General features: G+C 60.1%; 21 protein-coding genes and 1 pseudogene. 15 read left to right on the plus strand and 7 right to left on the minus strand.

Features of this window, described 5'->3' with window-relative positions; translation table 11 throughout:
- Nucleotides 1-34: 34 nt before the first annotated feature.
- The 3 genes from repA (at nucleotide 35) to repC (ending at nucleotide 3,786) form a co-directional block, all read left to right on the plus strand.
- Complete coding sequence (gene repA / locus K6N12_RS21280; RefSeq protein WP_097627848.1) at nucleotides 35-1,249, plus strand: plasmid partitioning protein RepA; 1,215 nt, start codon at nucleotides 35-37, stop codon at nucleotides 1,247-1,249.
- A 42-nt stretch (nucleotides 1,250-1,291) separates the two neighbouring features.
- Nucleotides 1,292-2,344: a plasmid partitioning protein RepB gene (gene repB / locus K6N12_RS21285; RefSeq protein WP_097627847.1), complete on the plus strand. Its 1,053-nt coding sequence runs from the start codon at nucleotides 1,292-1,294 to the stop codon at nucleotides 2,342-2,344.
- Nucleotides 2,345-2,493: 149 nt separating this feature from the next.
- Entirely contained in the window at nucleotides 2,494-3,786 is a 1,293-nt protein-coding gene (repC, locus tag K6N12_RS21290; protein ID WP_097627846.1) for a plasmid replication protein RepC, read from the plus strand.
- A gap of 142 nt (nucleotides 3,787-3,928) precedes the next feature.
- Here the strand turns inward: repC and K6N12_RS34170 are convergent.
- Nucleotides 3,929-4,147, minus strand: a pseudogene (locus tag K6N12_RS34170) (integrase); the annotation flags it as partial.
- A 147-nt stretch (nucleotides 4,148-4,294) separates the two neighbouring features.
- On the opposite strand from K6N12_RS34170, the gene K6N12_RS21295 reads away from it, so the two are divergent.
- The 3 genes from K6N12_RS21295 (at nucleotide 4,295) to K6N12_RS21305 (ending at nucleotide 7,736) form a co-directional block, all read left to right on the plus strand.
- Entirely contained in the window at nucleotides 4,295-4,822 is a 528-nt protein-coding gene (locus tag K6N12_RS21295) for a hypothetical protein (protein WP_097627845.1), read from the plus strand.
- Between the two features lie 230 nt (nucleotides 4,823-5,052).
- Entirely contained in the window at nucleotides 5,053-5,619 is a 567-nt protein-coding gene (locus tag K6N12_RS21300) for a sugar transferase (protein WP_097627844.1), read from the plus strand.
- A 122-nt stretch (nucleotides 5,620-5,741) separates the two neighbouring features.
- Nucleotides 5,742-7,736 carry a polysaccharide biosynthesis protein gene (locus tag K6N12_RS21305; protein WP_097627843.1) on the plus strand — a complete coding sequence of 665 codons (1,995 nt, stop codon included), beginning with the start codon at nucleotides 5,742-5,744 and terminating at the stop codon, nucleotides 7,734-7,736.
- 110 nt (nucleotides 7,737-7,846) lie between these two features.
- Here K6N12_RS21305 and K6N12_RS21310 read toward each other — a convergent pair whose 3' ends face one another.
- The 3 genes from K6N12_RS21310 to K6N12_RS21320 form a co-directional block, all read right to left on the minus strand.
- Nucleotides 7,847-9,121, minus strand: coding sequence for an O-antigen ligase family protein (locus K6N12_RS21310; RefSeq protein ID WP_097627842.1), 1,275 nt, complete (start codon nucleotides 9,119-9,121; stop codon nucleotides 7,847-7,849).
- A 343-nt stretch (nucleotides 9,122-9,464) separates the two neighbouring features.
- Nucleotides 9,465-9,716: a hypothetical protein gene (locus tag K6N12_RS21315; protein ID WP_097627841.1), complete on the minus strand. Its 252-nt coding sequence runs from the start codon at nucleotides 9,714-9,716 to the stop codon at nucleotides 9,465-9,467.
- Between the two features lie 37 nt (nucleotides 9,717-9,753).
- Nucleotides 9,754-10,155, minus strand: a complete 402-nt coding sequence (locus tag K6N12_RS21320; RefSeq protein ID WP_097627962.1) for a DUF2934 domain-containing protein — start codon at nucleotides 10,153-10,155, stop codon at nucleotides 9,754-9,756.
- Between the two features lie 144 nt (nucleotides 10,156-10,299).
- Between K6N12_RS21320 and K6N12_RS21325 the strand changes: the two genes are divergently transcribed.
- Together K6N12_RS21325 and uxuA are read left to right on the plus strand one after the other, a co-directional pair.
- On the plus strand, nucleotides 10,300-11,019 hold the full coding sequence (locus K6N12_RS21325; protein WP_097627840.1) for a GntR family transcriptional regulator: 720 nt from the start codon (nucleotides 10,300-10,302) through the stop codon (nucleotides 11,017-11,019).
- Nucleotides 11,020-11,063: 44 nt separating this feature from the next.
- Nucleotides 11,064-12,251, plus strand: a complete 1,188-nt coding sequence (gene uxuA, locus K6N12_RS21330) for a mannonate dehydratase (RefSeq protein ID WP_097627839.1) — start codon at nucleotides 11,064-11,066, stop codon at nucleotides 12,249-12,251.
- Nucleotides 12,252-12,316: 65 nt separating this feature from the next.
- Here the strand turns inward: uxuA and K6N12_RS21335 are convergent, their stop codons facing one another.
- Nucleotides 12,317-12,964: a TetR/AcrR family transcriptional regulator gene (locus K6N12_RS21335; RefSeq protein WP_097627838.1), complete on the minus strand. Its 648-nt coding sequence runs from the start codon at nucleotides 12,962-12,964 to the stop codon at nucleotides 12,317-12,319.
- Between the two features lie 135 nt (nucleotides 12,965-13,099).
- On the opposite strand from K6N12_RS21335, the gene K6N12_RS21340 reads away from it, so the two are divergent.
- Both K6N12_RS21340 and K6N12_RS21345 read left to right on the plus strand, forming a co-directional pair.
- The gene (locus K6N12_RS21340) at nucleotides 13,100-14,284 is read left to right on the plus strand and encodes an HlyD family secretion protein (protein ID WP_097627837.1); all 1,185 of its coding nucleotides are present in this window, start codon (nucleotides 13,100-13,102) and stop codon (nucleotides 14,282-14,284) included.
- Nucleotides 14,285-14,308: 24 nt separating this feature from the next.
- The gene (locus K6N12_RS21345; protein ID WP_222148967.1) at nucleotides 14,309-15,892 is read left to right on the plus strand and encodes a DHA2 family efflux MFS transporter permease subunit; all 1,584 of its coding nucleotides are present in this window, start codon (nucleotides 14,309-14,311) and stop codon (nucleotides 15,890-15,892) included.
- A gap of 82 nt (nucleotides 15,893-15,974) precedes the next feature.
- On the opposite strand, the gene K6N12_RS21350 is transcribed toward K6N12_RS21345, so the two are convergent.
- Together K6N12_RS21350 and K6N12_RS21355 are read right to left on the minus strand one after the other, a co-directional pair.
- Nucleotides 15,975-16,841, minus strand: a complete 867-nt coding sequence (locus K6N12_RS21350) for an aldose 1-epimerase family protein (RefSeq protein WP_097627961.1) — start codon at nucleotides 16,839-16,841, stop codon at nucleotides 15,975-15,977.
- Nucleotides 16,842-16,939: 98 nt separating this feature from the next.
- Nucleotides 16,940-17,269: a DUF6665 family protein gene (locus K6N12_RS21355; RefSeq protein WP_097627835.1), complete on the minus strand. Its 330-nt coding sequence runs from the start codon at nucleotides 17,267-17,269 to the stop codon at nucleotides 16,940-16,942.
- A 143-nt stretch (nucleotides 17,270-17,412) separates the two neighbouring features.
- On the opposite strand from K6N12_RS21355, the gene K6N12_RS21360 reads away from it, so the two are divergent.
- The 5 genes from K6N12_RS21360 (at nucleotide 17,413) to K6N12_RS21380 (ending at nucleotide 21,391) form a co-directional block, all read left to right on the plus strand.
- Nucleotides 17,413-19,035 (plus strand): ABC-F family ATP-binding cassette domain-containing protein, encoded by a 1,623-nt coding sequence (locus K6N12_RS21360; protein WP_097627834.1) that lies wholly within the window; start codon nucleotides 17,413-17,415, stop codon nucleotides 19,033-19,035.
- A 104-nt stretch (nucleotides 19,036-19,139) separates the two neighbouring features.
- Entirely contained in the window at nucleotides 19,140-19,526 is a 387-nt protein-coding gene (locus K6N12_RS21365) for a VOC family protein (protein ID WP_097627833.1), read from the plus strand.
- 69 nt (nucleotides 19,527-19,595) lie between these two features.
- Nucleotides 19,596-20,186, plus strand: coding sequence for a hypothetical protein (locus K6N12_RS21370; protein WP_097627960.1), 591 nt, complete (start codon nucleotides 19,596-19,598; stop codon nucleotides 20,184-20,186).
- A gap of 101 nt (nucleotides 20,187-20,287) precedes the next feature.
- On the plus strand, nucleotides 20,288-20,452 hold the full coding sequence (locus K6N12_RS21375) for a DUF1328 domain-containing protein (protein WP_003571841.1): 165 nt from the start codon (nucleotides 20,288-20,290) through the stop codon (nucleotides 20,450-20,452).
- A gap of 417 nt (nucleotides 20,453-20,869) precedes the next feature.
- Nucleotides 20,870-21,391 (plus strand): DUF992 domain-containing protein, encoded by a 522-nt coding sequence (locus K6N12_RS21380; RefSeq protein ID WP_097627832.1) that lies wholly within the window; start codon nucleotides 20,870-20,872, stop codon nucleotides 21,389-21,391.
- The last annotated feature ends 53 nt before the right edge of the window (nucleotides 21,392-21,444 follow it).

Genomic DNA, 21,444 nt, shown 5'->3' on the forward strand with positions numbered 1-21,444 from the left:
CGCAGGGCTTTTAAATCGCATTTTCGAGATTTCCATGAATATGGCACCGCAGATAGAAAAAGCAATTTCCGATGTCGATCAACTGATTATTGGTCAGGCGCAGGAACTATCCGACAAGCTGAAGCAGCATCGGCTCGAAATGTTTCCGCCGCGTGCGCTGAAGGGGCTTAGGGAATTTCAGCTGGCCGAAGCGGCGCGTTTTCTCGGCGTGACCAGCGGCTATCTTCGCAATCTGTCGCTGGAAGGCAAAGGCGCCCTTCCCCAGGTCACGCCATCAGGCCGCCGATCTTATACGGCCGAGCAGATGGAAGAGATGCGCAGCTTCCTGGAGCACAATGCCCGCGCCGGAACGCATTATATGCGTCACCGTAAAGGCAGCGAACATCTCCAGGTCGTAGCCGTTGTCAATTTCAAGGGCGGCAGCGGCAAGACCACCAGTGCCGCGCATCTTGCCCAGCACCTTGCCCTGACCGGCCATCGTGTTCTTGCTGTCGACCTCGACCCACAGGCATCTCTCTCCGCCATCCACGGCTTTCAGCCTGAATTCGACGTCAACGAGAATGAGACGCTCTACGCCGCCATTCGCTATGACGATCAGCGGCGGCCGCTGAGGGAGATCATCCGGCCGACGAATTTCCCGAACCTGCATCTGGTGCCGGGCAATCTCGAGCTGATGGAGTTCGAGCATGATACGCCGCGCGTGCTTGCTCAGGGCAAGGCTGGCGACTATGGCCGTGTCTTCTTCGCGCGGCTGGACGAGGCGCTGTCTTCGGTCGCCGATGACTACGATGTCGTCATCATCGACTGCCCTCCCCAGCTCGGCTTTTTGACGATGAGCGCCATCTGCGGCGCCACGGCGGTTCTGATCACCGTCCATCCTCAGATGCTCGATGTCATGTCGATGTGCCAGTTCCTGCAGATGCTCGGCGAAGTGTTGAACACGCTGAAAGGTGCTGGCGGCGATATGAACCTCGACTGGCTGCGTTATCTCGTGACCCGCTACGACCCGCAGGACGGGCCGCAGACGCAGATGGTCGCCTTCATGCGTTCGATGTTCAAGAACCATGTACTGACCAATCCGATGTTGCGCAGCGTCGCGATCTCGGATGCGGCGATGACCAACCAAACGCTTTACGAGGTCGAGCGGAGCCAATTCACCCGCGCGACCTATGACCGCGCCATGGAGGCGATGGATGCGGTCAACAATGAGATCGTCGACCTTATTCACAAGGCCTGGGGGCGGAAATGACCGGAAAGTTTACTACGGTAAACAGGGACAAGGAGCCGGCTGATGGCGCGTAAGAACCTCCTCTCGGGCCTGATGGACGATTCCAAGAAGTTTACTGCGGTAAACAACGCGGACGAGCCACTTCAGAGGGACGAGAAACAGCAGATCACCTACAAGGGAATCGGCGCGCTCGGTGCCGTCACGCGCAGTATCGATGCGCTCGCTGCCAAGGCGGACGCGGCCAAAGCGATCGAGGAGAAGCTGGCAACCGGCGAGACCGTGATCGATCTCGACCCCGCCCTGATCGAAGATTCGTTCGTGACCGACCGGCTGGCGCATGCCGACGAACAGTTTCGCGAACTGGTCGAGGCGATCCGCCTGCGTGGTCAGGATTCGCCGATCCTCGTCCGCCCGCATCCTGACAAGGACGGACGGTATCAGATCGCTTTCGGCCACCGTCGCGCCCGGGCCGCCAAAGAACTCGGCAGACCTGTCCGCGCCGTCGTCAAGAAACTTGACGATCGCGACCATGTGATCGCACAGGGCCAGGAGAATTCGGCGCGCGCCGATCTCTCGTTCATCGAGAGGACAATGTTCGCCGACAAGCTCGACTCGTTGGGTTTCGATAGGGAAACGATCATGTCGGCACTCAGCGCCGACAAGACGACGGTTTCCAAGATGTTGTCCGTCACCAAGCGGATCCCGGCCGAAGTCCTGACCGCGATCGGCGCGGCAAAGACCACCGGCCGTGACCGCTGGCACGATCTGTCGGTAAAATTCGAGACCGAAAACATCTCTGCGGGGGCGATCGCGTTCAGCAGGTCGCCGGAATTCGAGACAGCGGAGCCCGATGCCCGCTTCGATATGCTGGTTGCCTTCATCAGTAGGAAGCAACAACCGGCATCATCGACAGCGACGCTTCAGCCCGCGGCTCACGCCTGGCAGCGCAAGGACGGCGCGGTCAAGGCGAAGATCAAGGATGACGGGAAACAATTCACCATTGCGCTGAAGGCGGAAAAGGCATCTGCCTTTGGAGCCTATATCGCCAGCAATCTGGATCGTCTTTACGAGGCGTTCGAGAAGACACAGGATTCGACGAAAAACGGAGATCAATAAGCAAAAGAAAAGGCCCCCGAACGTTGCCGTCGCGGAAGCCCTCTCTGATCTAGACACCCAGAGAATCACATTTCCGCGAATCATAGTCAAGAGTCTTTGGCACCGAATTTGGTGAGCTGCGTTCTTTTGCCTTGAAGAAGGCGAAGACAATGGAAAGCGGAAGTGTGACGACGCCCTTCGGGCGGCGGCCGATGACGTTTGGCATGCTGGCAAGCCAAGCGGCTGCTCGAAACATCGAGCCCGGCCAATCAATTGATAAGTGGAAACTCTATCGTGCGCTGTGCGAGGCGAGGCCGCTGCTCGGCGTCACCGACCGGGCGCTCGCTATTCTGAACGCCTTGCTGAGCTTCTACCCCAAGGGAGAGATCTCTGAAGACAACGGGCTTGTCGTGTTTCCTTCCAATGCACAACTCTCCCTGCGCGCGCATGGAATGGCGGAGCAGACGATCCGCCGGCATCTGGCGAGCTTGATCGAGGCCGGCTTGCTGATCCGCAAGGATAGCCCGAACGGCAAGCGTTACGCCCGCAAGGAGCAGGGCGGAGAGCTGCGCGAGGCATTCGGCTTCTCGCTGGCGCCGCTGCTCGCGCGCGCAGAGGAGATCGAGCGGCTGGCGGCGGAGGTGGTTGCGGAACGGTTGCACCTGCAGCGGCTCAGAGAACGTCTGACGCTTTGCCGGCGCGACGTCGCCAAACTTATCGAGATGGCGTTAGAGGAGGGGGCTGCCGGCGATTGGAGTGCGATCCATTTGCATTTCCGCAATGCCGTCGAGCGCCTGCCACGGTCGGCATCCGCGGAACAGGTCGCCGCCACGCTCGACGAATTGGAACTGTTGCGCGAAGAGATCGTCAATCAGTTGGAAATGCAGGTTAAAACCCGCAATCAAGGCGGCAATGCCCAACACACTGAGCGGCACATACAGAATTCAAACTCACAATGCACTTCTGAACTTGAACCAAGCTTCGAAACGAAGCAGGGCGCGAGGTCGGATGATCGATCGGCAGGTCGGGCCGAACCGATAGCCCAAATACACAAAGATGAACGGAAGAACGAGCATGTGTCCAGGGCACACGCTGCCTCCGCTGCCAATGGTGGGCTCAAATCCTTCCCGCTGGGGCTGGTGCTGCAGGCCTGCCCTGAGATTGCAGCCTATGGACCACAAGGGTCGGTCGACACGTGGCGCGATCTGATGGGGGCGGCCGTGGTCGTTCGTTCGATGCTCGGCGTCAGCCCCTCTGCCTATGAAGAGGCCTGCGAGATCATGGGGCCTGAAAATGCCGCAACCGTCATGGCCTGCGTCCTCGAAAGGGCAGGCCATATCAACTCGGCCGGCGGCTATCTGCGCGATCTGACACGCCGCGCCGAGAAAGGAGAATTTGCCATCGGTCCGATGCTGATGGCCCTTGCCCGCGCCAATTCGCCGATCAGAGGGAAGACAGGATGAAGGTTCGCTTTTCAAGACCGATCCAGCACAACTTTTATGGTTAACGAAATGTGACGGAAATGAAAGCGGAGATAACTTCTGATTGGGGGCTTCTTGCTTTTGGATCATGCAGTTAGATGGTTGCACATGGCGCGAACAGGTCGCCCGCGGATACCGCGTCCGGCACCTTCTCGACGAGGCGCGTCACTTCTTGGTCGTTGAGGCGGTCCGGTCCAACATCCTTGCCTTGGCCACGGACGCGGCGGGAGAGGGGACCCTCTGCAATCCGGGCAAACTTGATCCAGGTCTCAACCTCGATCCAACCGGTCGTACCACGCAGCGTGACGAGCAGGCCTTTGTCAGCCGCGGCCGCGGTCCAGCCCGGTGATCTCCGAGCGAGGGCGACGGGTGGTTTTGTCTCTGAATATGCCAATGACCACTCTGCTTCCAACCTGGAAACACGTGTTGCGTTTAACGCGCGTGTGTTAGGAAACCCGAATTCAAGACGAGAGATCCACGGGTGAGGCCCATGAACGTTGCTCTATACGCGGACTACATTGCGGACCTGAGGACCTTGTTTGCCGAACTGGATACGCATCCTGAACGATTTCAGACTTTTAACGTTCGTCTGGAGTTGGTGGCGGCGGGCGGCCTCATCGTCTATGAGACGAAACGGCGCAAAGGCCTGACGGACAGCATCTATTACGGCCACTCGGCTGAAACCGCGTCCAACCATCAGATATCGCAGTCCACGGCTTTTTCCGCAATCGACCGGTTTTTCGCTCTTGGTCAGTTCGTCGCAATGGCCGGCGGGATTGATAAGCGCGCCGGAAGCGGCAGTGCATCTGCGCGCGCAGTGGACGCCCAATACCCCCACTGCGCAGTCAATTTTTCCTATCGCAAGAAGGGTCAGCCGGCAGCCCGGTCGATGCTGATGGTATTCATCGGGTTTAATGATGAGGCGGATGCTTTGCAGCGTCTGTCGACGATCGACGATCCGTCTGCCTTGGTGGCGGAGCGGCCGTACCGCTCGCTTAAGTCCTACGAGTGGAAGTGAATGGCCCAGGCCTGTATTGCCGATACCGTTCCCGTCATCCCTACGTCCAGCTATCAGGCAATGGCACGACGGCATCGTCTGATGGCTAATTCTTCCAGGCGAGAGCGGGCCGCCAATATGTCGGGTGATTCACGATGTCTCGCAGTTGACGCGAAACGCTTTTTGACGATACGGCAAGGCGATAGCGCAAAGAGCGGTAAGCGCCGGTGAGCAAGGAAGAGCTGCGGAACATGGACTTGAAACGGGCGGTGGATTTTTTCCTGGCTGTGATTGCTTCGATGATCCTGTTCGTTCCGATCCTTATCGTCGCTCTTTGTGTTCGCCTCACTTCGCCGGGACCAATCCTCTATTGGTCAAAACGTGTCGGCCGTTTCAATCGGGTCTTCCTGATGCCGAAATTCCGCAGCATGCGGGTAGACACGCCAACCGTCGCCACGCATCTGCTCGAAAATCCGGATCGGTTCTTGACACCCATCGGCTCGTTTCTGCGCAAATCGAGCCTCGACGAACTGCCGCAACTCTGGTGCATTCTGGGGGGCAGGATGAGTTTCGTCGGCCCACGGCCGGCGCTTTACAATCAGGATGATCTGATCGAGCTGCGGACGGCCCATGGTGTCGACCAGCTTCTGCCCGGATTGACCGGGTGGGCGCAGATCAACGGCCGCGACGAGTTGCCTGTTCCGGAGAAGGTGAAATTCGACGTCGAATATCTTAAGCGGCGTTCATTCGGCTTCGACATGCGCATCCTGTTTCTGACCGCGGGCAAGGTAATCCGCCGCAAGGGAATACGGCATTAGGCTACCTACTTCTGATAGATAAGCGGTGCGGAAGACCTTGGTTTCCGATTATTTCAGTTGCGCTCGTTGCAGAAAGCGACAAGAAGGTGGTTGTCTGTTGATCTGCGAGACGCTGGTGAGCGATGCCTGAAAATTCTCCCTCTGAGACCTCGCGCTCACGATGGTTGTTAGTGCCGATGCAAGCGCTCGTCGCCCCTTTGCTGGCGATGCCGCGGGTTGCCAAACGCGCTCTGGCATTGCTGGTGGATTCCAGCTTTTGTGTGTTGACGATCTGGCTGGCCTATTGCTTCCGGCTGAATGAATGGACGGTGCTGACCGGCGTGCAGTGGTTGCCGGTTTTCGTTTCGCTGTGCATGGCGCTTCCCATCTTCATCGTCATGGGCATGTATCGGGCGATCTTCCGTTATGCCAATCTGGCCGCTTTCATTACCGTTTTAAAGGCGATTGCGATCTACGGCTTCGCCTTCATGACGATATTTACGGCTCTCAGCGTGCCTGGTGTCCCGAGAACCGTCGGCATTCTCCAGCCTTTCCTGCTGCTGATCGGGATCGGGCTGTCGAGGCTGGGAATCCGTTATTGGCTCGGCGATGCCTACCAGCGTATCCTACACAAGAATATGCTCGCCAAGGTCCTGATCTATGGGGCGGGCAAGGCAGGGCGGCAGCTGGCTGCCGCTTTGACGAACAGCGCCGAACTCAACGTCGTCGGTTATCTGGATGATGATCCGCGCCTCAAGGGCGGCGTCATGGGTGGTTTGCCGATCTATGACCCCTCGGATCTACCGGTGCTTGCCGAAACCCTTGGCGTGCACAATGTGCTTCTTGCTTTGCCATCTGCCTCCCGGCAGCGACGCAACGAAATCCTGGAGCATATCCGCAAAGCCAGGGTGAATGTTCGCACATTGCCTGATCTCACGGCGCTCGCTCAGGGACGTGTCGCCGTCTCCGACATTCGTGAGCTGGAGATCGAAGATCTGCTGGGGAGAGAAGCGGTCGCGCCGCGTCAGGAGTTGCTCGACAAGGCGATGCGCAACAAGGTGGTGATGGTCACCGGCGCCGGCGGCTCGATCGGCGGCGAGTTATGCCGCCAGATTCTGCGCAATGCGCCTTCCAGCCTGATCCTCCTCGATCAGAACGAGTTTGCGCTTTATAATATCGATGCCGAGTTGCGGAAGCTCGCCGAACTCTACGAGCATGAAAATCTGCAGATCGTTCCGATCCTCTGTTCCGTCCGCGATCAGGATCGCATCGAGCATATCATCCAGAGCTGGCGACCGCAGACGCTCTATCATGCCGCGGCCTACAAGCATGTGCCGCTTGTCGAGCACAATGCCGTGGAAGGCATCAAGAACAACGTCATGGGTACGCTTGTTGCGGCGCGCGCGGCGCGTAAATACGGCGTCTCGAATTTCGTGCTGATCAGTACGGATAAGGCCGTGCGTCCGACAAATGTGATGGGCGCCAGCAAGAGACTGGCGGAGATGGTTCTGCAGGCGCTCGCCGCAGAATCGGCAACCGACAGACTGCGAACGAATTTTTCCATGGTCCGCTTCGGAAACGTCCTCGGCTCCTCCGGATCCGTCGTGCCGCTTTTCAGGCAGCAGATCAAGGAGGGCGGCCCCGTCACGCTGACGCATCGTGAAATAACCCGCTATTTCATGACCATTTCGGAAGCCTCGCAGCTCGTCATCCAGGCCGGCGCGATGGGCGAGGGCGGCGATGTGTTCCTGCTCGATATGGGAGAACCCGTTCGCATCGCCGATCTTGCCCGCAAGATGGTGGAGCTGTCCGGGCTGAGCGTCCGCGACGAGAACAGCCCCGAGGGGGATATCGAGCTTTCCGTGACCGGTCTCAGGCCCGGCGAGAAGCTCTATGAAGAACTTCTGATCGGGGATAATCCGGAAACAACCGAACATCCTCGGATCATGAAGGCGCGTGAGGATTTCCTGTTCTGGCCGGAGCTTTTGAAAAGGCTCAACTCGCTGAACGCGGCATTGGATCGAAACGATATGGTCGCTGCACGTGCGATATTGGCCGAGCTTGTTTCGGGCTATTCGTCGACGGGTGAGGTCTCGGATCTAGCTTTCACCGGCGCCGAAACCAATACGGCCGCCTGAGCCGTCGCAGACGACGAAGCGCGTCTGCGTCAAACCTGATTTATGCAATGCGCTTTAGTTTTTATACATGCCGTCATCCATAGCCGCCCACTTCCGCGGGCGACAGGCAATTAGCTTCGAACGACGGGCGCAAAGCCCGTGCTGCCGCGATCGACGCAAATGAGAGCGACGAGATAGGCGAAGATCGGATCCAGGGCCTTCTGATTGAACATGATGCCGAAGCTGCCGGTTATAACGTAGCTGCTGACGAGCAGCAAAGCGAGCGCGATGGCCAGATCCCGGCCCGGCCCGGCTTCCTTTCTCCAGGCGCCGATTACGGGTGTCGCGAGCATCAGCGAAAGCGCTGCAATGCCGAAAATGCCGGCGTCGATCCCCGCGGTCAAAAAACCGTTGTGAACATGGGAATAGGTCAGTTGCGGCCTTAGGCTGTCGGGCAGCTCTGCCAACACCGAAGCCATCCGGTTTTGCGGACCATATCCCGTCAACGGGTCCTTGCTGATTGCCGATACTGCGCCTTTGTAAAGAGCAAACCGTGCACTCAGCGATGTGACCTCGCCGTCGCTGCGTTCGAGCGATGCCATGTTTTGCTGCAGCGCTTCGATGCGATGAAGGATTTGGCCGCTGCCCAGGGCAATAAGTCCGGCAAACAGCAAAGAGCCGGTAATGGCGAGGCTGCGCAAGCTCAGATGGAAACTGTGTTTGCGAAAATACCAGAGAAAGATGACGATATGAACGGGAATGACCAGCCAGGCCGAGCGCGTTCCCGATAGTAGGACGCAGCCCAGACCGGCGGCATATCCCAGTATGGCAATTCGTTGCTCGACACTCTTGGGTGATTGAACGTTGAGAAGCGCGATTCCACCGAAGAGAACGCCTATGACGCCCAGCAGCGCGGCGTTCGATGTCCCGGCCTCCGCTCTTTCCATCAGGAACATGATCTGCAGCAGACTGAAAAGAAAGGTAACGATCATGCCGATACCTGCGCCGAGGATGAAAAGCGGCACAAGGCGGCCATCGGGGGAGTGGCGCATTCGCGGCAATAACAGCCAGACCGAAAAGAAAGGCAGCAGCCGGAATATCCAGTCCAGTTCTTCGGAGTAGGGTGGATTGACGAATATGCTCGCGATCATCACCAATGGGTAGATCGAGATGCCGATGGCAACCAGCCGGTCGGATTTGGACAGGTTCAAGGCCAGGCCGCCCGTAGCCAGACAGCAGAGACCCCACACCATCGATCCGAGAAGAATGAACGAGTTAAAGTTCGGCGAAAGTCCGGGAAGGATTGCGAACAGAAACACCGCAATGCGGTTGTTCCGATCTAGTGCGCTTCCCGCCCCATTTTCGGGATAGAGCACTGCTATCTTCAGTTGTCTGAGGTATTTCACTTGCCGATCCTGACCACGCTCATGCCGCTTCGCTAAGGATCGTGATCACGCCTGTCAAGCAGGGGATTGCGCGCAATCTATGGCTTTAAGCCTCGTGGTATTCCAGCAACAGGATCTATGGGCGAAGGTGCTTCCATGGAATGTCGCAATCCGACATATCGCCAGCTTCAGCAGTAGACACGTTTGAGGTGCAGGTTGGCCGGAGGTTTGGCGGCATTTATTTTCGCATGAGATCGCCGAACTCGACGTCACGCCCGAGGACGCAGTGCGGGCGCGATGCATCGCCGGAGATGATGCGAAGGTCGCGGTCGTACGGTCGGCTTGGACCTCGCGGCAGTAACGGCTATCGCCAATAGCGGCGTGTCATATTATCGGTCGATGATCGACCGAGGAGATAGCCGAGGCCGAATGCAAGAATGCCGGTGCCGAGCACCAAGGCGGTTGCGGTTTGCGGGTGAGCCCTTGCGCCGGAGACGACGGCGTAGGCCTCCCGCTTCACCCCATCGGCGGCCGATATCGCAGCTTTGGTCAACCCCTCTGGCTGCTCGGCGGGTGTTCCGGTAAATCCGGCGTTCAAGTTTTGTTTGTCGGCCATGTCGGGACCTTTCCTGAAATGAGCTGGAGGGAGACGTTCAACTCTGCTCGCGCGTGCCGGGGGAGGCTTCGCGTTGATCGGCATCTTCGAGATCCGTTTTGACGAGGAAGGCATCGGTATGTTCGCGCCCGGCCTCCCGCAGTGCTGCGAGATTGGGAGTATTGCCGATTTCGCCCCGTGCATCGAGTTCATGCTCGGCCAGGGCCCAATGATGCCGGTGCTGGCCTTCCGGCCTGCCTTCTTTCTCCCAGAGGGAATATGCCCTTTTTCGAATTTCCTCCTCGCGGGTCGCTGACGGCGATCCGCCACTCTGCCTGTCGATTTCGCTTGCGGCTTGCCGAACCTTCTTCCGTCCGCGTGTGTCCGCGGCAGATGGCAATTCCGGCTGGGCGCCGAGTGCCTTGGTTTCGCTTGCCTTGCGTCGTGCTGGGTTTTTCATGAGCGTCTCCTTGCGGATTTCAACCAACTCGGTCGATCTAAGTTCCAAAAAGAGTGTCTACTCATTAGCTCAGGGAATAGCTTGGCAGGGCTGTGATAACTGGTATACTAGTATGCCAAGCAAACTTCAAAGTCCGGGTATGTTATGCCGCAGGCGTCAGAAACCAAGGTTTTGGTCGTCCCGTCGCAAGAGATCGGCGGCAGGCTGCGCCGGGTCACCACCGCGGGCGCCATTTATGAGCGCCTGCATGCCAATATCGTTTCCCTTCGGATGCCGCCTGGCATGTCACTGCAGGAAAAGCGCATCGCCGAGGATTTCGGCGTCAGCCGCACACCGGTCCGCGAGGCGCTTCTGAGGCTTTCTGAAAGCGGGCTGGTCGATATCTATCCGCAGTCGGGTACCGTCGTGTCGCGGGTGCCGGTCTCGGCGATCCCTGAAGCGGTCGTCGTGCGCAAGGCGCTCGAAGGCACGACCGTCGAGACTGCTGCTCTGACTGCCACCGCTGCCGATATTGACCGTCTCGACGCCATCATCGCCCGGCAGCGGTCGCATGCCGCAACCGGCAATGCCTCGGGCTTCCATGAAGAGGACGAGGCCTTTCACGAAGCGATCGCGCAGATATCAGGTTATCCCGGCATATGGGCAATCCTGAAGACGGTAAAGGTGCAGATCGATCGGGCGCGGCGGCTGACGCTGCCGGTGCTCGGGCGAATGGACAATGTGGTGCACGAACATATCATCATCCGCGATGCGCTCGCCGCCCATGATGCGGCGGCGGCACGTGCTGCAATGATCCATCACCTGAGCGCCGTCATTCCCGATGTCGACGAGCTGCGCTCGCGCTACCCCGATTATTTCTGCTGACGGCAGATCCAGACACGAAACGAAAAGCCAAGGAAGGAAGAAGGATGCGGCAAGGTTGGAGATGGTTTGGGCCGGAAGCGCCGGTGACGCTCGATGATGTCCGCCAGACGGGCGCGACCAACATCGTCTCTTCGCTGCACCAGGTGCCGATCGGCAGGGCCTGGACGGAAAAGGAGGTGCGCGAGCGCCAGTCTCTGATCGAGACGACGCCTGGCAACCGTTCGCCGCTGGTCTGGTCGGTGGTCGAAAGCATTCCGATCCCCGATGCCGTCAAGCGCAAGGGCGGGGAGGCGAAGGCTGAAATCGAGGCGTGGATCGCCAGCCTTGAAGCAGTCGCCGCCTGCGATATTCCGATCGTCTGCTACAATTTCATGCCGGTGGTCGACTGGACCCGCACCGATCTCGACTTCGTGACGCCGACGGGCGCCACCGCCATGCGCTTCGATCATGAGCGCTTCGCGGCCTTCGACCTCTTCGTTCTGGAACGGCCGGATGCGGAAAAGCAATATTCCGCGGAAGACCGCGAACGGGCCCGTGTCGTCTTTGAGGCGATGTCGGAAGAGGAAATCGCCGAGATCACCCGTATCATCACCTCGGCTTTGCCTGGTTCGACCACCGAGCCTCTGACCATTCCAGCCTTCCGGGAAAAGCTGGTCGCCTATAGCGGCATCGACGCCGCACGGCTGCGCCGGCATCTGATTGAATTCCTGGAGGCGGTAACCCCGGCTGCCGAGGCCCGCGGCGTCAAACTGACGCTGCATCCCGATGATCCGCCGCGTTCGCTGTTCGGTCTTCCCCGCATCGCCTCGACGGGCGACGATTATGCCGCTCTCTTCGATGCCGTGCCATCGCCAGCAAACGGCATGTGTTACTGCACCGGCAGCCTCGGCGTACGCGCCGAGAACGACCTGCCGGCGATCGCCCGGCGCTTCGCCTCGCGCATCCACTTTGCCCACCTGCGTGCCACGACCCGCGAGGGCGACGGCCGGACCTTCCATGAAAGCGCGCATCTCGAAGGCGATGTCGACATGGTCGCGGTGCTCAGGGAACTGGTCGCGGAAGATAAGCGCCGCAGTGCAGAGGACACCATCGTCTTCCGCTCGGACCATGGCCACCGCATGCTCGACGATCTCGATAAGACCGTCACCCCCGGTTACCCGGCGATCGGCCGCATGCGCGGCCTCGCCGAACTGCGCGGCATCCTGCATGCGCTGGGCGCTCCGCCGAACTGAGGCGACCCGGACGCCGCGTCGCGCCTTTAGCGGAAATCGTCGCGCTCTGAAGCCCAATCGATGCTTCAGAGCGCGCAGCCCTTCAAGAACAGATCTGTGCACATCCTCGCCCTTGCGGCGATCTCTTCAATCCCAGGCGGCTGTTGCTGACGCAGCATCGCGGCGCGCTGCGGCTCCAAAATCATCATGCCGCGCAGCATGCCGCAGGCGGCATGCGGATCCTCAAGGGTTATCAGCCCGCGGTCGATCTGCTTGCGAAGCCAGTTCTCCATCAGCGTGTTGGTTCTGACAATGGCTTTCTCATAGAAGCTGGTGGCGATTTCGGGAAAACGGTCCGACTCGCTGATGACGAGCCGGGTCACGGTGATCGTATCCAGCGAGAGCGTCAGCATGCCATAGGCCGTCAGCATGCGCTCCAATCCCTGCCTCAGGTCCGCCACGGCGAGTGTGCCGGGGTCGAGCGCCGTGACGAAGCGTCCCGTGCGCTCCGTGATCATTTCGGAAAAGAGATCCGCCTTCGTCGGGAACAGGCGGTAGAGCGTCTTGGTCGAAACCCCGGCGTCCTGTGCGATTGCAGCGATGCTTGCGGCGGCATAACCGCTCTCATGGAACTGCCGGTTGGCCGCCTCGATGATCACGCTTCTCGTATCGTCGTCGCAACGGACTTGCGGTCGGCCTCGTGGCCTCTTCTCGATTTCGTGATTTTGGACCATGACAATTTTCCAAATTCTCGTTGACATCCATTTTCTAATACATATTTTGGAAAACAGCAAGTTTCCAAAGTGCATTCCACCTGAATTCAATGGCCGCGGCCGATAGCGACAGCGACCACTCCCAGGAGAGAGACAATGTCCGTCAAAACGCTGCAGGCCTTGAACAACAACGCACCTGTCCCGGAGACCACGGCGGAAGCCGCCCCCGCAACCCTTGATGCCGGCGGCACACCGCACATCGTCGAACCTGCCGTCGTGTCAGAGCCTCCCGCCCGCAAGCGCGCCGGCCGCGGATTGCTGCTCGGCGCAACCGCCATCGTCCTGATCGCCGCCACAGCTCACTACGGCCATAACTACTGGACCGTCGGCCGCTTCGAGATCGCGACCGACGATGCCTATGTAAAGGCTGACAATAGCACCGTCGCACCGAAGGTATCGGGCTATATCGCCGACGTGCTGGTCAGCGATAACCAGGTCGTCAAGGCTGGCCAGCCGCTTGCCCGCATCGACGATCGCGATTTCCGCGCTGCCCTCGACCAGGCCAAGGCCGATGTCGCTGCGGCCGAAGCGACCTTCAACGCCAAGCAGGCCTCGCTCGATATACAGCAGTCGACGATTGCCGCCGCGCGCGCCACGGTCGAAGTCGACAAGGCCAATGAGACCTTTGCCGAACAAAACAACAAGCGTTATGCCAACCTCGCGACCAACGGCTATGCGCCGGTGCAGACGGCGCAGCAGGCGGCTTCCGCCATCGCCGCGGCTCAGGCGACCATTGTTCGCGACAGCGCCGCTCTCGATGCCGCCGTTAAGCAGGTCGATCTCCTGAATGCCGAACTCGCCCAGGCTAAGGCGGCCCTTGCGCGCAACCAGGCCGTCCTGCATCAGGCTGAGCTGAACCTCTCCTACGCAACCATTGCCGCACCTGTCGACGGCACTATCGGCAACCGGACACTACGTGCCGGCCAGTATGTGCAGGCCGGCACCCAGCTGATGTCGGTCGTGCCGACGAGCGCCGTCTATGTGATCGCCAACTACAAGGAGACGCAGCTTACCGATGTTCGGGCCGGCCAGCCGGTCGATATCGAGGTCGATACCTTCCCGGGCCGCATCTATCGCGGCCATGTCGACAGCCTTGCTCCGGCAAGCGGCCAGGAATTCGCGCTGCTGCCTCCCGACAATGCGACCGGCAATTTCACCAAGGTCGTGCAGCGCATCCCCGTCAAGATCGTCCTGGATGGGCAAACTGCCAATGCCGACCTGCGTCCCGGCATGTCCGTCCAACCGAGCATCGACACCAAGGCCGATGCTAGCCGCAACTAAGCGCAGGGACCAGGAGATCGTGTCATGTCCAGCATTGCAGCCACCGCTGGGGCCATTCCGCAACCGCGCGCCAGCACCAGGGAATGGATCGCCGTCCTCGCCGGCATGATCGGCGCTTTCATGGCGATCCTCAACATCCAGATCACCAATGCCTCCCTCCTCGATATCGAGGGCGGCATCGGAACAGGGGTCGACAACGGTGCGTGGATCTCCACCTCCTACCTGATCGGCGAGATCGTCGTCATTCCGCTGACGGCCTATTTTAGCAGCGTGTTTTCGTTCCGCCGCTATATCCTCGTCAACTCGATCCTGTTTCCACTGTTTTCGATCGCCTGCGCCTTCGCCCATGATCTCGGCACGATGATAGTGCTGCGCGGCCTGCAGGGTTTTGCCGGCGGCGTGCTGATCCCAATGGCCTTCACCATGGTGCTAACCAAGCTGCCGAAACCGCAGCAGCCGCTCGGCCTGGCGATCTTTGCGCTCTCGGTCACCTTCGCGCCGGCAATCGGCCCGACCATCGGCGGTTATCTCACCGAAAACTACGGTTGGCAGACGATCTTCTTCATCAACGCCATCCCGAGCGCGATCATGGCCGTGGCTCTTGCGCTGACGCTCGACAAGCAGCCGATGCAGCTCCACCTGCTGAGGCAAGGCGACTGGGCGGGAATTATCACCATGGCGATTGGTCTCTCGGTGCTGCAGACGGTTCTCGAAGAAGGCAACAAGGAGGACTGGTTCTCCTCGCCCTTCATCGTCAAGCTCAGCATCCTTGCCTTCGTCTTCCTTGCCGCCTTCATCTGGATCGAGCTGACCGTCAAGAAGCCGCTGGTCAAGCTCAGCCTGCTGACGCAGCGCAATTTCGGCATCGGCGTTGCCGTCAACGTGCTGGTGGGCGTCGCCCTCTTCGGCACCGTCTATATCCTGCCGCAATATCTCGGCCAGGTGCAGCGCTACAATGCCGAGCAGATCGGCATGGTGCTGGCCTGGACCGGTCTGCCGCAGCTGCTGCTAATCCCGCTCGTTCCGCTGATGATGAAGCGCTTCGATGCGCGTTACATCGGCTTTCTCGGCATCTCGATCTTCGCGATCAGCTGCTTCATGAACGTCACGCTTTCGGCCGATACCGCAGGCGACCAGTTCTGGATCCCGAACATCGTTCGCGCCATCGGCCAGGCGCTGGTGCTGACGCCGATCACCGCCATCACCACCGCCGGTATCGCGGCAACAGATGCAGCCGCCGCCTCGGGCCTGACCAACATGCTGCGCAATCTCGGCGGCGCCGTCGGCACGGCAACGCTCGGCACGGTGCTGACCAAGCGCGAGCAGTTCCACTCCAACATCATCGGCCAGTCGGTAACGCTCGGCCGCGATGAGGTCCGCGACCGGCTTGCACAAACGACCGCCTATTTCATGCAGCACGGCATTTCCGACCCCGCTCTCGCCGGGCAGAAGGCCGTTGTCGCTCTCGGTCAGATCGTCAGGCGCCAGGCGCTCATCCTGGGCTTCGCCGATACCTTCGCCGTCATCGGCGTGGTTCTTGCCATTGCTGCCGTCGCCCTGCTGCTCACCCAGAAGCCGCGGGCTGGCGCTGGCGCCGGCGCGCACTGACAACTGCCTCCAGCTATAGCCGCAAATACTGCCGCCGGAGAAAAGCCTGCGTCGCGCGCTCTGTCGGGCGCGCGACCTTCTATCATAAAATCTCGACGGTAAAGGCGAAGCGAGCGATCGCGCCCGGTGCCAGGATCGTCGTCGAGGGCCGCTTCGAAAGCTCGCCCGAGCTCCCAGCCTCCGCGGCGGTTCCATGCCAGGGCTCGATGCAAAGGAAGGGTGCACCCGGTTTGGTCCACAGGGCAAGATTGGGCAGATTTTCGAACCGGAACCGCATGGTCGGCCCGTCTTCGGCGCTATAACTTAAGCGTTCGCCCGCTCCTTGCGGAAAGATCATCGCATCCGCATCAAACATTGCGTGATCGAGCACCAGCCGGCCATCCTTGAACGGCGAGGGCAGCGGCACAGGATTGATAAGGCCACCCTGCAGCCGCACAAGCGGCGGCTCGCCCTTATTGTCGAGCGTAACGACATGGGCGTGCCCGGCAGCACCCGGCAGCGGCCAGGCAAAGGCCGAATGGAACCCGAGGCCGAACGGCATCGCCTTTTGGTCGCGGTTGGTAACTTCTGCCGTCACCGTCAAGGCGCGTCCCTCGATCGCATGGGTCACAGCTAGCTGAAAGTCGAAGGGATAAACAGCCTGGGTGGCCGCCGAGGTGACCAGTTCGTATCGGCACATTGTCGCGGTGGTTTCCGCAAGCGCAAATTCGCTGCGGCGGGCAAAACCATGCTGAGCCATCGGATAGATCGTGCCGTCGATTGTTATCTTGTCGTCCGGCGCCTTGCCGACGATCGGGAAAAGGATCGGCGACCGTCCGCTCCAGAAGGCCGCATCGCCCGTCCACAGCCATGAGCGCCCGTCGCTGGTGGAGAGCGCCTGCATCTCGGCCCCGAGGGAGGAGACGTCGACAGTGAGATGCTGGTTTCCAATCCGGATTGAGCTTGGCATCGCAATTCCCTTTCGCTGGTTCGGCACCAAGCCATATCTTTCTGCGCCGTTGATTTCCACTCAATAGGGAAGGGAGCGGCCTCCGCCCTCGCAACGCGTTATTTCCGCACCGCGCCCAATCTCGCGATTACCTCGTTCGGAATGCCGTAGCGCTGAATGGCGTCGCGGTTGTTTCTGAGCCCGCAGATCTCACGCTGGATGAAGAAGGCCCATACCGCGTCGGACGCTGCATCGAGAAGTGTCTCGCGTTCTTCGGCACTCTGGCGGTCGGCGGTCCAAGCCTTCAGCGCGGCAAGTGTTGACTCAACCTTCAGCCCGTGACGCCCGAGCGCATCGGCGCGTTCCGACATCAACTCGTATTCGAGGACGTTGAAACCGTTTCTGTCCTGCTCGGATTGTCTGAAGGACTGCGGCGGACGAACGCTCATTGGCACAGGTCTCCGTTGGCGCGAGCGGCAATAATATCCAAATCAAACGTGCAGATCGAGAGGGTCGGAAACGGGACTATCCCCCGATTTCCCAGCATGGCATAAGCGCGGCAAAATCTCTTTCCCAGGCTCCCACGCACATCATGATTCGTATCGAGAATATCAGCAAGCAGCTCAGCCACCGCATCCTCTTCATCGAGGCATCAGCAGCGCTCAATAGAGGCGAGAAGATCGGTCTCGTCGGCCCGAACGGCGCCGGCAAGACGACGATCTTCCGGATGATCAACGGTGAGGAACAGCCCGACGAAGGGCAGGTCTCCTGTGAAAAGGGCGTCACCATCGGTTATTTCAACCAGGACGTCGGCGAAATGGCGGGCCACAGTGCCGTCGCCGAGGTGATGAACGGCGCCGGCCCTGTCAGTGTCGTTGCCGAGCAATTGCGTGAGCTCGAGGCGGCCATGGCCGATCCCGAGCAGGCCAACGACATGGACAAGATCATCGAGCGTTATGGCGAGGTGCAGGCGCGTTACGAGGAGCTGGACGGTTATGCGCTCGAAGGACGCGCCCGAGAAGTGCTCGCCGGCCTGAGCTTCAGCCAGGAAATGATGGACGGCGATGTCGGAGCCCTGTCGGGTGGCTGGAAGATGCGCGTGGCGCTCGCCCGCATCCTGCTCATGCGCCCCGATGTCATGCTGCTCGACGAGCCGAGCAACCATCTGGATCTCGAAAGCCTGATCTGGCTGGAGGAGTTCCTGAAAGGCTACGAAGGTGCGCTGCTGATGACCTCCCACGACCGCGAGTTCATGAACCGCATCATCACCAAGATCATCGAGATCGATGGCGGCGCATTGACGACCTATTCGGGCGATTACGAATTCTACGAGCAGCAGCGGGCACAGAACGAGAAGCAGCAGCTGGCCCAGTTCGAACGCCAGCAGGCGATGCTGGCCAAGGAAATCAAGTTCATCGAGCGGTTCAAGGCGCGGGCGTCACATGCCTCGCAGGTGCAGAGCCGCGTCAAGAAGCTGGAGAAGATCGACCGGGTGGAGCCGCCCAAGCGCCGCCAGGTTGTTTCCTTCGAATTCCAGCCAGCGCCGCGATCCGGCGAGGACGTGGTCAGCCTCAAGAACGTCTACAAGAAATACGGCAGCCGAAGCATCTATGAAGGGCTGGATTTCATGGTGCGGCGGCGGGAGCGCTGGTGCATCATGGGCATCAACGGCGCCGGCAAGTCGACACTGCTGAAGCTGGTGACGGGCACCGCCGAGCCTGATCAAGGCAGCGTCGCTCTCGGCGCCAGCGTCAAGATGGGCTATTTCGCCCAGCACGCCATGGATATTCTCGACGGCGAGCATACCGTCTTCCAAGCGCTGGAAGACCGGTTTCCGCAAGCGGGGCAGGGGCCTTTGCGGGCGCTTGCCGGATGTTTCGGTTTTTCCGGGGACGATGTCGAGAAGCGGTGCCGCGTGCTGTCGGGCGGCGAGAAGGCGCGGCTGGTCATGGCGATGATGCTGTTCGACCCGCCGAACCTGCTGGTGCTCGACGAGCCGACGAACCATCTCGACCTCGACACCAAGGAGATGCTGATCAAGGCGCTCTCGCAATATGAGGGCACCATGCTGTTCGTCTCGCATGACCGGCATTTCCTCGCCGCACTCTCCAACCGGGTGCTGGAGCTGACGCCTGAGGGCATCCATCAATATGGCGGCGGCTACACCGAATATGTGGCGCGCACCGGCCACGAGGCGCCGGGTCTCAGGAGCTGAGATTATTTTGTGCGGCATGTCGAAACCGTCGGCGCCGAAGCGACCAGCAACGAGCCGGCCGGCGATATCGGTCGGATGGTCGGAGCAACGGAGGAGAACTGCCCATGCTGCTGGATAGGATCGAGGTCATCACCCTGTTCGTCGACGAGATCGACGCGGCGAGGGCATTTTACCAAAAGGTCTTTGCCGCCGATGTCGTCTATCAGGACGACGTCTGCTCGGTGCTGAAGTTTTCGGAAACGATGGTCAATCTGCTCCAGGTGACCGAAGCGCCGCAGCTGGTCGAGCCCTCGACGGTGGCGGCATCCGGCTCGGGCAGTCGCGTCCTGCTGACGATGAAGGTCGACAATGTCGATGCGGTCTGCACGGAGCTGCGCAAGCTTGGTGTAACACTGCTCAACGGTCCGATCGATCGTCCATGGGGCCGCCGCACGGCCGCTTTTGCGGATCCGTCCGGCCATGTCTGGGAGGTTGCGCAGGAACTGCGCTAAACATTGCATCCAATGCCTTGGCGGGCCGCTTCCTTCACGCGGAGGACGGTTTCGGTGCTTATTGCCACGATGATGACCAAATTCCGTGGTGTTCGGAGCCCTCTTCATGCAATCGGGGACGGGCGCATCGGCATGGACTGGATCAATCGCTACATCGATCAGCCGCTACTGCACGGCGCGGCGGGCTTGCTGCGGAGCTGGCATCTTCGCACACGGCAACCGCCGGAGCTGCTGGAGCCGACATGGAATCTCGTCGTGCTCGCCTTTCTCCTGATCGCCAGCGGGCAAGTCCTGGCCGGCAAACCTTTCGCGCTCGGTGTTACCGCGCTGATCATGCTGGCGCTGCCGTCAGCACGAAAACTGCTTTCGGCGATGAAGGCGAGGGGAGGCGGCTACGGCGCCCGGGAATACAAGTCACTGAGAGCGCGCGCCATCGCCAAACGTGAGGCGGAGTGGTCGGTGCGGATCATCGTCCTGTTTTCCTCCGCCTGCCTTCCCTTCATCGCCCGCATCGACGATCCGGCGGGAGCCTGTTTCATGCTGGGGGCGAGCATCTGGTTCGTCCTGACTGGGCCGCTCAAGGCCTATCTCGATGCAGCCGAACCTCCCGAGCCGAATGAAGGCGACCGGATGTTCAGCGGCGCCCTCCATTTCGGCTGAACCGGGCCGATGCGACGTTGCATGCGCCGGCCGTGAGAGGGACAGGGAACCAAATGGGGGCGGCTTCCGTTATGTGAGCAGCAACGTAAAAGGAGATTGCGATGCTTTATTACGCTCTGGTGTTTCTCGTTGTGGCCTTGATTGCCGGCGTCCTCGGATTTGGCGGTATAGCAGGTGCTTCAGCTTCTATTGCCCAGGTTCTGTTCTTTATTTTCCTGGTGCTGTTCGTCGTATCTCTCGTCATGCGCTTTATGCGAAGAGTATAAAGCGGATCGAACAAGTATAAAAACCCGGCGAACACATCGCCGGGTTTTTCTTTGTTGCGCCTTTGACGTCCCCACCACTGATGGTTCCCGGTTGCGGTCGGCCCCTGCAAAATCCGCATGAGCCGCTGCATGAATGCCGTCCGCGAAGTGTCGACGGCGAGCAGGACCGTGCCTTTCCGGCAACCATTCCTGACAACATCATGAAATAACCGGATGGCGTGAATTAGTGCCTTCGAAATGTCCCATTGGGGGCTGAACCGTAAACCTGTTTGTCGCTTGCGCCTCCCAGGCGCTTTGACTTGCGATGCGAAAATGGTGCGGGATCGGATCGTTTTGCGGTCCCGTCCGTTATCTGTTGCCGAATCTGGTGGCGAGTAGCCGGGTATGCTCCCGTCACGATTTGAGAAGGAGAGACTTATGAATAAAATTCTTGCGACGGCGTTTGCCGCGGTATCGTTGACGGTTGTCGGCGCAGGGGCGGTCAATGCCGCCGACCTCGTCACCAGGACATATGAAGAGCCGGACCTGCGCAATGGCGTCAAGATCGGTTACCTCACCTGCGATATCGGCGGCGGGACGGGTTATGTGCTCGGTTCCTCCAAGGAGGCCGATTGCATCTTCCAGTCGACCGTCGGCAATGAGCTTTCGGATCGTTATACCGGCGAAGTGAGAAAGCTCGGCATCGACCTTGGCTTCACCACGCGCAGCCGCCTGATCTGGGCGGTGTTCGCGCCGACGGCCGGTTATCACCGCGGATCGCTCGCCGGCCTTTATGTCGGCGCCACCGCCGAGGCGACGCTCGGCGCCGGTGTCGGCGCCAATCTGCTAGTCGGCGGCACTTCCGGCTCGATCCATCTGCAGACGGTCAGCCTGACCGGCCAGCTCGGCCTCAATGTTGCCGCCGGCAGCGCCTCGATGACGTTGACGGCCGACAATTGATATGCCTTTTTGACGCTCCCTGCCGCGGACGGCAGGGAGCGTCACGTCATTGA

Origin of the sequence: Rhizobium redzepovicii, from assembly GCF_019793435.1 — a bacterium.
Lineage (GTDB): Bacteria > Pseudomonadota > Alphaproteobacteria > Rhizobiales > Rhizobiaceae > Rhizobium > Rhizobium redzepovicii.

Excerpts from the sequence above, each read along its gene's own strand:
- repA (WP_097627848.1), top strand. The coding sequence starts at position 35 with ATGAATATGGCACCGCAGATAGAAAAAGCAATTTCCGATGTCGATCAA.
- K6N12_RS21335 (WP_097627838.1), bottom strand. The coding sequence starts at position 12,964 with ATGGTCCAAAATCACGAAATCGAGAAGAGGCCACGAGGCCGACCGCAA.
- K6N12_RS21370 (WP_097627960.1), top strand. The coding sequence starts at position 19,596 with ATGATGACCAAATTCCGTGGTGTTCGGAGCCCTCTTCATGCAATCGGG.
- repC (WP_097627846.1), top strand. The coding sequence starts at position 2,494 with ATGGAAAGCGGAAGTGTGACGACGCCCTTCGGGCGGCGGCCGATGACG.
- K6N12_RS21345 (WP_222148967.1), top strand. The coding sequence starts at position 14,309 with ATGTCCAGCATTGCAGCCACCGCTGGGGCCATTCCGCAACCGCGCGCC.
- K6N12_RS21355 (WP_097627835.1), bottom strand. The coding sequence starts at position 17,269 with ATGAGCGTTCGTCCGCCGCAGTCCTTCAGACAATCCGAGCAGGACAGA.
- K6N12_RS21305 (WP_097627843.1), top strand. The coding sequence starts at position 5,742 with ATGCCTGAAAATTCTCCCTCTGAGACCTCGCGCTCACGATGGTTGTTA.
- K6N12_RS21315 (WP_097627841.1), bottom strand. The coding sequence starts at position 9,716 with ATGGCCGACAAACAAAACTTGAACGCCGGATTTACCGGAACACCCGCC.
- K6N12_RS21360 (WP_097627834.1), top strand. The coding sequence starts at position 17,413 with ATGATTCGTATCGAGAATATCAGCAAGCAGCTCAGCCACCGCATCCTC.
- K6N12_RS21320 (WP_097627962.1), bottom strand. The coding sequence starts at position 10,155 with ATGAAAAACCCAGCACGACGCAAGGCAAGCGAAACCAAGGCACTCGGC.
- K6N12_RS21325 (WP_097627840.1), top strand. The coding sequence starts at position 10,300 with ATGCCGCAGGCGTCAGAAACCAAGGTTTTGGTCGTCCCGTCGCAAGAG.
- K6N12_RS21375 (WP_003571841.1), top strand. The coding sequence starts at position 20,288 with ATGCTTTATTACGCTCTGGTGTTTCTCGTTGTGGCCTTGATTGCCGGC.
- K6N12_RS21350 (WP_097627961.1), bottom strand. The coding sequence starts at position 16,841 with ATGCCAAGCTCAATCCGGATTGGAAACCAGCATCTCACTGTCGACGTC.
- K6N12_RS21295 (WP_097627845.1), top strand. The coding sequence starts at position 4,295 with ATGAACGTTGCTCTATACGCGGACTACATTGCGGACCTGAGGACCTTG.
- K6N12_RS21300 (WP_097627844.1), top strand. The coding sequence starts at position 5,053 with ATGGACTTGAAACGGGCGGTGGATTTTTTCCTGGCTGTGATTGCTTCG.
- K6N12_RS21340 (WP_097627837.1), top strand. The coding sequence starts at position 13,100 with ATGTCCGTCAAAACGCTGCAGGCCTTGAACAACAACGCACCTGTCCCG.
- K6N12_RS21365 (WP_097627833.1), top strand. The coding sequence starts at position 19,140 with ATGCTGCTGGATAGGATCGAGGTCATCACCCTGTTCGTCGACGAGATC.
- K6N12_RS21380 (WP_097627832.1), top strand. The coding sequence starts at position 20,870 with ATGAATAAAATTCTTGCGACGGCGTTTGCCGCGGTATCGTTGACGGTT.
- repB (WP_097627847.1), top strand. The coding sequence starts at position 1,292 with ATGGCGCGTAAGAACCTCCTCTCGGGCCTGATGGACGATTCCAAGAAG.
- uxuA (WP_097627839.1), top strand. The coding sequence starts at position 11,064 with ATGCGGCAAGGTTGGAGATGGTTTGGGCCGGAAGCGCCGGTGACGCTC.